This window comes from Pseudomonas sp. MF6776 (assembly GCF_016613125.1).
Taxonomy (GTDB): domain Bacteria; phylum Pseudomonadota; class Gammaproteobacteria; order Pseudomonadales; family Pseudomonadaceae; genus Aquipseudomonas; species Aquipseudomonas iridis.
Map to the genome: position 1 here is coordinate 1 of NZ_JAENSQ010000026.1, position 12,130 is coordinate 12,130.

The following is a 12,130-nucleotide window of genomic DNA, read 5'->3' on the forward strand; positions in this document are numbered from 1 at the left end:
TGAGTCAGCTGCCGGTAATGCGTAGTCATCTGCGCTTGAATCCTTCGGTGTGAGAGCCTGGATTCTACCGGTGGCTGGCTCTCTGCCTCTCGTTTCAAGCGTTGCGCTTATTCTATGAATTCAGGCCATCAAACGTGGGAATGGCAGTGAAGAGCACGGTATAACGGACGCAGCGGGTTTCACACATGCTGTGAGCTCGCATCTTGCGGAAACTATCGAACTGTTCGCGGAGTGATTGGAATTGGGAACGGATACCTCTACTGCGGATGGCGACAAGAAGAACCTTGGTTCACACACGCTAACCTGCCCAACAGACGAAGCAGTTAAACAGTTTAAATACATGCGGCGTGCTGCTGCGTTCTTCATCGGAGGAGCAGGCGATAAGGAAAGTTACTATGGTTTTGGGCCGAAGAACAATGTGGCTCGTGCGCAAAAGTCCTTTGATAACTCAGTCATTCAAGCCAATTATGCCCCTGGCGTGAAGTCTTACCATCTTGGATATAATCAAGTTATTGGTGAGGAAAATATTAAAACGAATGTGCTTCAAGAGCTTTGTAAAAGTGACGCTGTTTACATTGTTGGGCACAGTCTAGGAGGGTGGAACGGCGCCCACCTGTCAAACCATTTGAGTGGTTTGGGTTATTCCGTAAAGATGCTGATTACCCTCGATCCAGTCGGGGAGGGGGCCCTGGTTGGCGGTATTTCTAATATCTATTCCGATACGCCGCAGCCTCGGGCGGGATTGTGGATAAATATTCTGGCTCAATCTTCAGATTCCAATATGTCTGACTGGATCGCTGGGATCGGTGAACAATGGCGCCTTGAAAGTGGGCCGAACGTGAACAGTATCATGGACGTTAATCATGAAGCTGCAGGCGTCATGTATACCACGGCATTGGCGGATGGGAAATCAGCTTTGAGTTATATGATCAATTCGGTAAATCAGCATTTCAGGGGCGAAATGTGATGGTGTTCAGAATAGTCTTTTTGCTGCTTGTGATGGCGTCTGCAGGATGTACATTCAAACAAGCCAAGCCTCCCGCGAATCTTCAGTTCTCCAAGATTGAGCGTGTTGCGAATACTGCTCTGTATGAACTGCATTTTACTTCGGATGTCGATATTTTAGGGCCGTATAAATCGTTGATTGGAGTGGGTCTGCTTTGTGCGTTAGAAGATGATCCTGACTTTAGTGACGGTCATCAGATGAAGAAGTTTATGAGCGGTTCGGTTACTGATGATAAGTCTGGAACTCATCTTGATTTTGTGTCGCACGTCGTTTTCAGTGAATCGGTAGCCAATGGGAACAGTCAAAGAAATTTGTCTCCCGAAGAAATAAAAAAATTGTTGGCGAATAGAAAGTTTGTGGTTTGTAAGTTTTTTGCCAGTGCGACAATGATCGATACTTATTTTTCCAATGCTATGTATGTCCCAGTGGAAGAGATACTCAAGGCAGTGGATAAGCATTGAGCAACTAAACAAAAAAATAAATGTCTGGAGTTCGCTTGATTACAGGCAGGGTGTCATTGATAGATGCCATGCGCGTGTAAGCAAGGAGTTGTCAGTTGCGTGCATTATTCGCTGGGTTTTAGTCACTGTGTTGTTTTATTTTTGGAGTGGTAATGGCTAGGTTGCTATTAGTGGTTTTGTTCGCCTTGTGTTCCTCATGTATGCAGTTGAATGTGCCTTCACCAAGGATAGAATTCACTTCTATCGAATACGATTCGGGGCATTACAATCTGCGCTTTAGATCTGATAGAGATCTGGTCAATTTGTACGATGCGCATGGGATAAGCGGTCAAGTCGGTACGTGGCTAATATGTTCGCTTGATGGTGATAACGATTTTTCAATTCTGCATCATATTCGTTACACTGCAAAGGGTGTTGTTGATGAAGTTCGTACTGTTGAAGGTGATCGCCGTTATGAATTTAACGTGAACCTTAGATTCAAGGAGGACGTAAGTCACGGCTCTAGCTCCTTGTCCATTAGAAAGGAAGTGTTGCTTTCAATGCTGAAGGCACAAGATTACATACCTTGTCGGACTACCACTACCGCTACCTTCTATAAAGCCTATTATTCAAAGATTATGTATATTCCAACCTCTCGAATTATGAAAGAGGTGCAGCATCAAATTACAGCGCCGGAATATGTAATTTTGCCGCCTGGACTTCGCCCATTGTCATGGCTGACTTTTGAACAGATATGCATTACAGATAAGCGTTACCACGGCGGAGACATTATTGTTCATGGTGGAGTGTGCAGCAGTATGCCCTACAGCAGCATATTGAGTTCTTTTGCACCCCGGAATGGAAAATTCCGCATTTTCGATACCCGCACCCAACAGCCCAAGGCGGACGTCAGGTACATGATCAAACGCCTGGATGGTCGCGAAGAGGAAGGCCTGAGTGACGCTCGGGGCGATACTCATATGTTTGGCTCGAATCACCCTGAAAATTTTAAGCTGTTTTTGTTTGAGGATGGCTTGGGGGCGTCGGCGATACAATAATTCCCATAATATGGGATGTGAAATTACATATTGAGATTTTACTGCTGAGAGGTCTATAGTCCGTCGCACTCACTGCCAAAAACAAAACAGGTGAAGCGATGCTGGCGCAATTGATCGCGCTCGATTGGGGGACGACCTCATTACGTGCTTACAAACTCGCGGCGGGCGGTGTGGTGCTGGAGCAGCGCTCGCTGTCGTCCGGGATCATGCAACTGCCGAAGACCCCGCGAGTCATCAACGGTCGCGAATGTGCCGACGGTTTTGAACTGGCCTTTGGTGAGGCCTGTGGCGACTGGCTCGATGCGCAGCCGGATCTGCCGGTGATCGCTTGCGGCATGGTCGGCAGTGCGCAAGGCTGGCGCGAAGCCGCCTACTGCGACACGCCGGCGAACGTCGCCAATCTCGGAAACTCCCTACAAACAGTTATCAGTCTTCGCGGCGCGCGAGTGCATATCGTGCCGGGCGTGATTCAGCGTTCGCGACTACCGAACGTGATGCGCGGCGAAGAGACCCAAGTGCTGGGCGTTCTGCAGAACCTCCCGGTCGAGGCGGGCGGTGATCTGTTGATCGGCCTACCGGGCAGTCACTCGAAATGGGTCGAAGTGGTCGATGGCTGCATCACCCATTTCGATACCTTCATGACCGGCGAAGTGTTCGCGGTGCTCAGCGAACACAGCATCCTCGGCCGCACCCAACAGCAAGGCGCCGCTTTCGATGGCCAGGCATTTGACCGCGGTGTGCAGGTTGCGCTGTCGGCGGACGGTGAACTCGGCGTGCTCTCGACATTGTTCAGTGCCCGGACCCTGGGCCTGACTGGCGAACTCAGTCCGACGGCGCAAGCGGATTACTTGTCCGGCCTGATGATTGGTCATGAACTGGCGGCACTTGCCGCCGCTCAGCGCCGTCGCCGTGACAATCCAAATCTTCCCTCGATCATCCTCATCGGCAATGCGCAACTGTGCACACGTTATAGCCGTGCCCTCGACGCCTGTGGGTTCGCCAACGTGACGCTGGCCGAGCAGGCCACCGAGCGTGGCCTGTGGCAACTGGCGCTGGCCGCCGGACTGATCGATTCCTCATCCCGTTAACCCCGACTGGAGGCCTGACATGCTCAAGCAAGCATTGGCGCAAAACGGTCTGATCGCGATTCTGCGTGGCCTGCATCCGCAGGAAGCTGCTGCTGTGGGAGAAGTCCTGTATGCGGCCGGATTTCGCGTCATCGAAGTACCGCTCAATTCCCCTTCGCCGTACGAAAGTATCGCCATCCTGCGTAAGGCCTTGCCACCCGATTGCCTGATCGGTGCCGGTACGGTGTTGACCCCGGAACAGGTCGAATTGGTGAAGGAGGCCGGCGGCCAGGTCATCGTCATGCCCCACAGCGATGCCAAGGTCTTGCGTGCGGCAAAAGCGGCGGGGCTTTACCTGTCGCCAGGCGTTGCCACGCCGACCGAAGCCTTCGCGGCGCTGGAGGAGGGCGCGGACATTCTCAAGCTGTTTCCGGCCGAGCAGATGGGGCCGGCGGTCGTCAAAGCCTGGCTGGCGGTGTTGCCCATCGGGACGATTCTGGCGCCCGTCGGTGGCATCACCCCGGACAACATGCAGGTGTTCATCGATGCTGGCGTCAAGGGTTTCGGTCTCGGCTCGGGGCTGTTCAAACCGGGGATGAGCGTTGAGCAAGTAGCGGCGAATGCCAAGGCCTATGTGGCTGCCTGGAAAGCCCTTCGCTAAGACTTTTTGCGCTGCGAGCGCTACCTCTACAAGAGAGACAACAAGATGAAAATCACCAAACTCACCACCTTCATCGTTCCGCCGCGCTGGTGCTTCCTCAAGATCGAAACCGACGAAGGCGTGACCGGTTGGGGCGAGCCTGTGGTTGAAGGTCGCGCACACACGGTGGCGGCGGCTGTTGAGGAATTGTCCGACTACCTGATCGGCAAAGACCCACGCAACATCGAGGACATCTGGACGGTGTTGTATCGCGGCGGCTTCTACCGTGGCGGCGCGATCCACATGAGTGCGCTGGCCGGTATCGATCAAGCGCTGTGGGACATCAAAGGCAAGGCTCTTGGTGTGTCGGTCAGTGATCTGCTCGGTGGTCAGGTGCGCGACAAGATTCGCGTGTATTCGTGGGTCGGCGGCGACCGTCCGGCTGACACCGCGCGTGCAGCGAAAGAGGCCGTGAGCCGTGGATTCACCGCGGTAAAAATGAACGGCACGGAAGAGCTGCAGTTTCTCGATACCTTCGAAAAAGTCGATCTTGCCCTGGCCAACGTCGCCGCCGTGCGTGATGCGGTCGGGCCGAACGTCGGCATCGGTGTCGACTTCCATGGTCGGGTGCACAAGCCGATGGCCAAGGTGCTGATGAAGGAACTCGACCCCTACAAACTGATGTTCATCGAAGAGCCGGTGCTCAGCGAGAACTACGAAGCGCTGAAAGAACTGGCACCGCTGACCAGCACGCCAATTGCACTGGGCGAGCGGCTGTTCTCGCGTTGGGACTTTAAACGCGTGCTGAGCGAAGGCTACGTCGACATCATCCAGCCGGATGCCTCCCACGCCGGCGGCATTACCGAAACCCGCAAGATCGCCAACATGGCCGAAGCCTATGACGTGGCGCTGGCGCTGCATTGCCCGCTGGGGCCGATCGCGCTGGCGGCGTGTCTGCAACTGGATGCGGTTTGCTACAACGCGTTTATCCAGGAGCAAAGCCTGGGCATTCATTACAACGAGAGCAACGATTTGCTCGACTATGTAAAAGATCCGCGGGTGTTCGATTACGACAAAGGCTTCGTGAAGATTCCGAGCGGGCCGGGGTTGGGTATCGAGATCAACGAGGAATATGTGATCGAACGCGCGGCCGTCGGTCACCGCTGGCGCAACCCGATCTGGCGCCATGCCGATGGCAGTTTTGCCGAGTGGTGAGTCGCTGAATCACGTGTGCCCCCTGTGGGAGCGAGCCTGCTCGCGAATGCTATGTCACATCCGGCATCGATGTGACTGATCCGACGCCTTCGCGAGCAGGCTCGCTCCCACAGATTTGATCTCCATGGATGGGAGATTTGCATCATGACCTCAAATAAACATAAGAAGAGGCATCTCTCATGCAACCGCAAACCCTCACCGGGCAGGCGTCTTTAGTCGCGCCTAGCCGAAAGCGTTTTTTCATCATGGTGTTGCTGTTTATCACCGTGGTCATCAACTATCTCGACCGCAGCAACCTGTCGATTGCCGCCCCGGCCCTGACCAGCGAGCTGGGCATCGATCCGATTCACGTTGGCCTGATCTTCTCCGCATTCGGCTGGACCTACGCTGCGATGCAAATCCCCGGTGGCTGGCTGGTGGATCGCGTGCCGCCACGCATTCTTTACAGCGTCGCGTTGCTGTTGTGGTCGATCGCGACCGTGATGCTTGGTTTCGCCGCCAGTTTCATCGCGCTGTTCGTCCTGCGCATGGCAGTCGGCGCGCTGGAAGCCCCGGCCTATCCAATCAACAGTCGCGTGGTGACAACATGGTTTCCCGAGCGTGAACGCGCCACGGCGATTGGTTTTTACACGTCCGGACAATTTGTCGGGCTGGCCTTCCTCACGCCGGTTCTCGCGTGGCTGCAACACGAATTCGGCTGGCACATGGTGTTTGTCGCGACAGGTGCGGTGGGCATTATCTGGGCGGCAATCTGGTACGCGGTGTATCGCGAGCCACGGGATTTCAAAGGTGCCAACGATGCAGAAATCGAGCTGATCCGCGAGGGCGGCGGGCTGGTGGATATCCAGGCCGACAGCGCCAAGGTCAAAGCCAAATTCAGCTGGACCGATCTCGGCATTGTTCTCACTAAACGCAAACTGTGGGGCATCTACCTCGGCCAGTTCTGCCTGAACTCGACACTGTGGTTTTTCCTGACGTGGTTCCCGACCTACCTGGTGAAATATCGCGGAATGGACTTCATCAAGTCTGGCTTGCTGGCCTCGTTACCGTTTCTCGCCGCGTTCGTAGGCGTGTTGTGCTCGGGGTTCTTTTCCGACTTCTTGATCCGTCGCGGTTACACCATTGGTTTTGCGCGCAAGTTGCCGATCATAGGCGGACTACTGATTTCCACTTCGATCATCGGCGCCAACTTCGTCGAGTCGACGCCGCTGGTGATTGCCTTTCTGGCGCTGGCGTTTTTCGGCAATGGACTGGCCTCGATCACCTGGTCGCTGGTGTCGACACTGGCGCCGGCACGCCTGCTCGGCTTGACCGGTGGAGTGTTCAACTTCATCGGCAACCTGTCGGCGATTGCAACACCGATCGTGATCGGTTTCCTCGCCAGCGGGGATTCCTTCGCCCCGGCGATCACCTATATCGCGGTTCTGGCGTTGATCGGTGCATTGTCCTACGTGCTGCTGGTGGGCAAGGTTGAACGTATCGAGTTGTAGTGCTTAGCGTCGGGCGACCATAATGCCGCCCGTTCCCTCGCTCAACGGTAAAGGCTGGATATGCAGGAAGACGCCCCGGAAAAAATCAAGGACGCCGCACCCACCGGCACCCAGACGCTGCTTCGCGGACTGGGTGTGGTGCAGGCCGTGGCCAGTGGCGCGCGTGATCTCAAGGAGATTGCCCGGCTGATCGGCACCACGCGCAGCACCACCCATCGTCTGGCCAGTTGTCTGGTGGATGAGCGCTACCTGCGCGTGGTGCCGCAAGTCGGTTATCTGCTGGGACCGAAGCTGATCGAGCTGGGCTTTCAGGCACGTGAAGAGTTGCCGCTGGTGACGGTGGCCGGACCTTATCTGGATGAGCTGTCGGCACTGACCGGGGACACCGTTCACCTGGGGATTCGTGAAGGCGATGAAGTGCTGTATCTGCTGAAGAACCCCGGGCGCAACGGACCGGAAATGCGTTCGCGGGTAGGCCATCGTATGCCGCTGGCACGCACCGGGATCGGCAAGGCGTTGATGCTCGATGATTCGCCGCAGGATTGGCAGCGTCTGTACGACATCAGCCTGCCGGCGGGTGGGAAAAGTCAGTTCTGGCCGCAGCATCCCCAGCAGTCGTGGGAACAGCTTGAACAACGCATGACCGATTACGTGGCCGGTGGCTACGCGTTCGATCTGGAAGACAACGAACCGTCGATCCGCTGTGTGGCGGCGCCGATTCGGGATGCGAGCAAGGGCATTGTGGCGGCAATCAGCATCGCCAGCACCGTGCCCTATATGCCGCTGGAGAAAATGGCCGAGCTGATTCCCCTGATCAAAGGGGTCACAGCCCGGCTATCGGCGGAGCTGGGTTTAAAGGTGTGATTAAACCTTGAGCGTTGCCATGTCGATCACGAAACGGTACTTCACGTCGCCGGCGATCATGCGGGCGTAAGCCTCGTTGATCTGGCGGATGTCGAGCATTTCGATGTCGCAGGTGATGTTGTGCTCGGCGCAGAAATCCAGCACTTCCTGGGTTTCGGCAATGCCACCGATCAACGAGCCGGCGAGTACGCGGCGGCTCATTACCAGTTTGCCGGCGTGTACCGGTGGATCAATCGGCTCGATAAGGCCGACCAAAATGTGCACGCCGTCAAAGCGCAGGGTATCGAGGTACGGGTTGAGGTCGTGCTGCACCGGAATGGTGTCCAGCAGGAAGTCGAAGTAACCCGCGGCAGCCTTCATCTGCTCGGCGTCGGTGGAGACGATCACATGATCGGCGCCCTGACGACGACCTTCTTCAGCTTTGCTCGCCGAACGGGTGAACAGGGTTACTTCCGCGCCCATCGCCTTGGCAAACTTGATGCCCATGTGGCCCAGGCCACCCATGCCGAGAATCCCGACCTTGTCGCCAGCCTTGACGCCGTAATGCTTGAGCGGCGAGTAAGTGGTAATGCCGGCGCAGAGAATTGGCGCGGCGCTGGCCAGGGCGAGTTTTTCCGGGATGCGGACGACGAAGTGCTCGCTGACGACGATGCTGTCGGAGTAGCCGCCCATGGTGTTGCTGCCGTCGACCCGGTCCGGGGTGGCGTACGTCATGGTCGGGCCTTCGAGGCAATACTGCTCGAGGTTCGACTGGCAGGCTTCGCAACTGCGGCAGGAGTCGACCATGCAGCCAACGCCGACCAGATCGCCTACTTTGTGTTTGGTGACATTCGCACCGATTGCGGTGACTTTTCCGACGATCTCGTGGCCGGGCATCAACGGGTAAACAGCGATGCCCCATTCGTTGCGTGCCTGGTGGATGTCGGAGTGGCAGACGCCGCAGTAGAGAATTTCGATGGCGACGTCGTCGACGCGAGGGCTGCGGCGTTCGAATTTCATCGGGGCGAGGGGCGTGGTGGCCGATTGGGCGGCATAGCCGATAGCGGTATACATGTGAAACCTCGCAAAAGCAGTGACAAGTGAGGCGGCGCATTTTGGGCGCCGCGCGACTGTCCGGCCATGGCGATTCCTCCGGGTCTCATGCCTAATCCTCCGGCATGCGGGTTTGTTCAGTCGCATTGGCAAAAGGATCTGCGATGATGCTTTCATGCCTTTTTCCGTTACTTTTTTCTGAAGAACCTCGATGCAATTAACTCGTCACCTTGATGCCAATGCCACCCTGGTTTCGCTGATTGAACCGCTGGCACTGCGCGACGGTTATTCCCCTACCGGGCTGCCGGGCGTGCAGGTGCTGCGCGCCAGTTGCGATGTTGCCCGTGGCCCGCACATCTATGAACCGAGCCTGATGATCATCGCCCAGGGCAGCAAACTGGCGTTTCTCGGGCCGCGCACCATGGAATATGGCGCCGGGCATTATCTGATTCAGGCGCTGCCGGTGCCTTTCGAGTGTGAAACCTTTGCCTTGCCGGATGCGCCGCTGCTGGGTGTGTCGGTGGCGATCGACCGGGTTTTGCTCGGCGAGCTGGTGCTGGCGATGGGGCTGGCGCCGGGGCGGCATTTTCCGGCGCAGACACCGGAGTCGATGACGTCGGTGGTGCTCGACGATGACATGCGCGGCTGTGTCGAACGGTTGCTCCGTTGTCTGCACGATCCGCTGGAGTGTCAGATTCTGGGGCCGGCGCGCATTCGCGAATTGCTGTTCGTCGCGTTGCGCGGACCGCAGGCCGATGTGTTGCGCGCGCTGGTTGAGCAGCAGGGGCAGTTCGCCCGGGTGGCGGCGTCGATCAGTCATTTGCACGCGCATTACACCGAACCGTTGAATGTCGAAACATTGGCCAGTTGCGCGAACATGAGCGTGTCGACCTTTCATGAGCATTTCAAGCGCAGCACGTTGTTGTCACCGGTCCAGTATTTGAAACGCTTGCGGCTGCTCAAGGCGCAGACATTATTGGTGGCTGAGGGATTGGGTGTGGCGCAGGTGGCGCATCGGGTGGGGTATCAGAGTACTTCGCAGTTCAGTCGTGAATATAAGCGCTACTTTGAGCGCAGCCCCGGGGATGAACGCGCTGCCTGAGGATTTACACAAACCCTGTGGGAGCTGGCTTGCCAGCGATTGCGGTGGTTCAGGCTGCCAGGATGTTGTCTGACACGGCCCCATCGCTGGCAAGCCAGCTCCCACAGGGTTTGATGTGATGCACTGAATGGAGGGCAACAAAAAGGCCCCCGTTCGGGAGCCTTGTTGTTCAGCGGTTCGGCTTACATGTTCGGGTAAGTCGGGCCGCCAGCGCCTTCCGGCGTCACCCAGGTGATGTTCTGCGAAGGGTCCTTGATGTCACAGGTCTTGCAGTGCACGCAGTTCTGGGCGTTGATCTGGAAGCGTTTCTCGCCGTCTTCCTTGGTGATTACCTCGTACACGCCGGCCGGGCAGTAGCGCTGCGCCGGCTCGTCGTACAGCGGCAGGTTTTTGCTGATCGGAATGCTCGGGTCGGTCAGCTTCAAGTGGCAAGGCTGTTCTTCTTCATGGTTGGTACCGGAGATGAACACCGAGCTGAGTTTGTCGAAGCTGAGTTTGCCGTCGGGTTTCGGGTAGTCGATCTTCTTGCAGTCGGCCGCGAGCTTGAGGCAGGCGTAATCCGGCTTGTTATCGTGCAGGGTGAACGGCAGTTTGCCAGCGAAGATGTTCTGATCCAGCCAGTTGAAACCACCGCCGAGGATCGCACCGAACTTGTGGATCGCCGGGCCGAAGTTACGGCTGGCGAACAGTTCGTCGTAGAGCCAGCTCTTCTTGAAGGCGTCGACGTAAGTGGTCAGCTCTTCAGTGCCGTCCTTTTCAGCGAACAGCGCGTCAGCCACCGATTCAGCGGCGAGCATGCCGGATTTCATCGCGGTGTGGCTGCCTTTGATCTTGGCGAAGTTCAGGGTGCCGAGGTCGCAACCGATCAGCGCGCCGCCCTTGAAAACCATCTTCGGCAGCGAGTTCAGGCCACCTTTGCAGATTGCGCGGGCGCCGTAGCTGATGCGCTTGCCGCCTTCCAGATACTGAGCCAGCACCGGGTGATGTTTGAGGCGCTGGAACTCGTCGAACGGCGACAGGTAGGTGTTGCTGTACGACAGATCAACGATCAGGCCGACCACTACCTGATTGTTTTCCAGGTGATAGAGGAACGAGCCGCCGGTGTTCTCGGTGCCCATGATCTCCAGTGGCCAACCGGCGGTGTGAACCACCAGGCCTGGCTGGTGTTTGGCCGGATCGATTTCCCAGATTTCTTTCAGACCGATGCCGTAATGCTGGGCGTCGGCATCGCTGTCGAGGTTGAAACGCTTGATCAGTTGCTTGCCGATGTGGCCACGGCAACCTTCGGCGAACAGCGTGTATTTGCCACGCAACTCCATGCCCGGGGTATACAGGCCTTCTTTCGGATTGCCTTCGCGATCGACACCGAGGTCGCCGGTGATGATCCCGCGAACCACGCCTTGCTCGTCGATCAGCGCTTCCTGAGCAGCGAAGCCCGGGTAGATTTCCACGCCGAGGTTCTCTGCCTGCTGGGCGAGCCAGCGGCACAGGTTGCCCAGGGAGATAATGTAGTTGCCTTCGTTGTGCATGGTCTTGGGCACAAAGAAGTCAGGAATTTTCTGCGCGCTTTCGGCGTTTTTCAGCACGAAAATGTCGTCGCGGGTAACCGGCGTGTTCAGCGGGGCGCCGAGTTCTTTCCAGTCCGGGAACAGTTCGTTCAGTGCGCGGGGTTCGAATACGGCACCGGAAAGGATGTGTGCGCCGACTTCGGAGCCTTTTTCGACCACGCAGACGCTGATTTCCTTACCGGCTTCGGCGGCCTTCTGCTTCAAGCGGCAGGCGGCGGACAGGCCAGCGGGGCCGGCACCGACGATGACCACGTCGAATTCCATGTATTCGCGTTCCACAGGCTATCTCCTACTCAAGGCTCAACAGTTTTTTTTCTAATATGGAGGTTTGATGTCGCTTCCGCTACGCCTTTACGTTAACGTCAAGGGGATAAAGGAGAAGCCACCTTTCTCTCTAGGGGGCGCATTATATCTACACCACTCCTAGCGTCCAATACAAACGTTTGTTTGAATCGGCTCCAGGCCAGATAAATCAAAGAAGCGCGGCTTATGAATGGTCATTTTGCTGTATTGACCGGAATAGGCGTTCCGGTCAAGATACGGGCGGTTTTGCGCTCGCCGTAGGCAGACTGGCGGTTTCAAGAGCACCTCTAAAGACAGGGCGTAGGCAGTACAAGGTGATGCGCAGCGCAGGTGCGGCGCGCAGTT

11 protein-coding genes and 1 pseudogene are annotated in these 12,130 nt (G+C 56.7%); 10 read left to right on the plus strand and 2 right to left on the minus strand.

The features are described 5' to 3' along the window. Positions 1 to 127: 127 nt before the first annotated feature. The 9 genes and pseudogenes from JJD74_RS31555 to JJD74_RS23525 all read left to right on the plus strand — a co-directional run. Positions 128 to 235: pseudogene (locus tag JJD74_RS31555) on the plus strand (PAAR domain-containing protein); the annotation flags it as partial. 6 nt (positions 236 to 241) lie between these two features. Next, on the plus strand, positions 242 to 967 hold the full coding sequence (locus JJD74_RS23490) for a hypothetical protein (protein ID WP_047302701.1): 726 nt from the start codon (positions 242 to 244) through the stop codon (positions 965 to 967). After that, the gene (locus JJD74_RS23495) at positions 964 to 1,467 is read left to right on the plus strand and encodes a hypothetical protein (protein WP_155418750.1); all 504 of its coding nucleotides are present in this window, start codon (positions 964 to 966) and stop codon (positions 1,465 to 1,467) included. The genes JJD74_RS23490 and JJD74_RS23495 overlap by 4 nt, the downstream gene beginning before the upstream one ends. Before the next feature lie 152 nt (positions 1,468 to 1,619). Continuing rightward, on the plus strand, positions 1,620 to 2,504 hold the full coding sequence (locus tag JJD74_RS23500) for a hypothetical protein (protein WP_200616936.1): 885 nt from the start codon (positions 1,620 to 1,622) through the stop codon (positions 2,502 to 2,504). A gap of 98 nt (positions 2,505 to 2,602) precedes the next feature. Beyond that, positions 2,603 to 3,592 carry a 2-dehydro-3-deoxygalactonokinase gene (locus JJD74_RS23505; protein WP_200616937.1) on the plus strand — a complete coding sequence of 330 codons (990 nt, stop codon included), beginning with the start codon at positions 2,603 to 2,605 and terminating at the stop codon, positions 3,590 to 3,592. Positions 3,593 to 3,611: 19 nt separating this feature from the next. Beyond that, positions 3,612 to 4,232 (plus strand): 2-dehydro-3-deoxy-6-phosphogalactonate aldolase, encoded by a 621-nt coding sequence (locus JJD74_RS23510; protein ID WP_200616938.1) that lies wholly within the window; start codon positions 3,612 to 3,614, stop codon positions 4,230 to 4,232. A 45-nt stretch (positions 4,233 to 4,277) separates the two neighbouring features. Continuing rightward, on the plus strand, positions 4,278 to 5,426 hold the full coding sequence (gene dgoD / locus JJD74_RS23515; RefSeq protein WP_200616939.1) for a galactonate dehydratase: 1,149 nt from the start codon (positions 4,278 to 4,280) through the stop codon (positions 5,424 to 5,426). A gap of 179 nt (positions 5,427 to 5,605) precedes the next feature. Next, on the plus strand, positions 5,606 to 6,916 hold the full coding sequence (locus tag JJD74_RS23520; protein ID WP_042560404.1) for an MFS transporter: 1,311 nt from the start codon (positions 5,606 to 5,608) through the stop codon (positions 6,914 to 6,916). A gap of 60 nt (positions 6,917 to 6,976) precedes the next feature. Beyond that, positions 6,977 to 7,780, plus strand: a complete 804-nt coding sequence (locus JJD74_RS23525; RefSeq protein ID WP_200616940.1) for an IclR family transcriptional regulator — start codon at positions 6,977 to 6,979, stop codon at positions 7,778 to 7,780. Here the strand turns inward: JJD74_RS23525 and JJD74_RS23530 are convergent, their stop codons facing one another. Next, on the minus strand, positions 7,781 to 8,833 hold the full coding sequence (locus JJD74_RS23530) for an NAD(P)-dependent alcohol dehydrogenase (protein WP_200616941.1): 1,053 nt from the start codon (positions 8,831 to 8,833) through the stop codon (positions 7,781 to 7,783). Between the two features lie 190 nt (positions 8,834 to 9,023). Here JJD74_RS23530 and JJD74_RS23535 point away from each other — a divergent pair, with 190 nt between their 5' ends. Next, a complete protein-coding gene (locus tag JJD74_RS23535; protein ID WP_200616942.1) occupies positions 9,024 to 9,914 on the plus strand; it encodes an AraC family transcriptional regulator in 891 nt (296 codons plus the stop codon). Positions 9,915 to 10,096: 182 nt separating this feature from the next. Here JJD74_RS23535 and JJD74_RS23540 read toward each other — a convergent pair whose 3' ends face one another. Further along, the gene (locus JJD74_RS23540; RefSeq protein ID WP_042560400.1) at positions 10,097 to 11,761 is read right to left on the minus strand and encodes an electron transfer flavoprotein-ubiquinone oxidoreductase; all 1,665 of its coding nucleotides are present in this window, start codon (positions 11,759 to 11,761) and stop codon (positions 10,097 to 10,099) included. Between the last annotated feature and the right edge of the window lie 369 nt (positions 11,762 to 12,130).

Coding starts and splice junctions, on each gene's coding strand:
- JJD74_RS23500 (WP_200616936.1), top strand. CDS start 1,620: ATGGCTAGGTTGCTATTAGTGGTTTTGTTCGCCTTGTGTTCCTCATGT.
- JJD74_RS23505 (WP_200616937.1), top strand. CDS start 2,603: ATGCTGGCGCAATTGATCGCGCTCGATTGGGGGACGACCTCATTACGT.
- JJD74_RS23510 (WP_200616938.1), top strand. CDS start 3,612: ATGCTCAAGCAAGCATTGGCGCAAAACGGTCTGATCGCGATTCTGCGT.
- dgoD (WP_200616939.1), top strand. CDS start 4,278: ATGAAAATCACCAAACTCACCACCTTCATCGTTCCGCCGCGCTGGTGC.
- JJD74_RS23520 (WP_042560404.1), top strand. CDS start 5,606: ATGCAACCGCAAACCCTCACCGGGCAGGCGTCTTTAGTCGCGCCTAGC.
- JJD74_RS23525 (WP_200616940.1), top strand. CDS start 6,977: ATGCAGGAAGACGCCCCGGAAAAAATCAAGGACGCCGCACCCACCGGC.
- JJD74_RS23530 (WP_200616941.1), bottom strand. CDS start 8,833: ATGTATACCGCTATCGGCTATGCCGCCCAATCGGCCACCACGCCCCTC.
- JJD74_RS23535 (WP_200616942.1), top strand. CDS start 9,024: ATGCAATTAACTCGTCACCTTGATGCCAATGCCACCCTGGTTTCGCTG.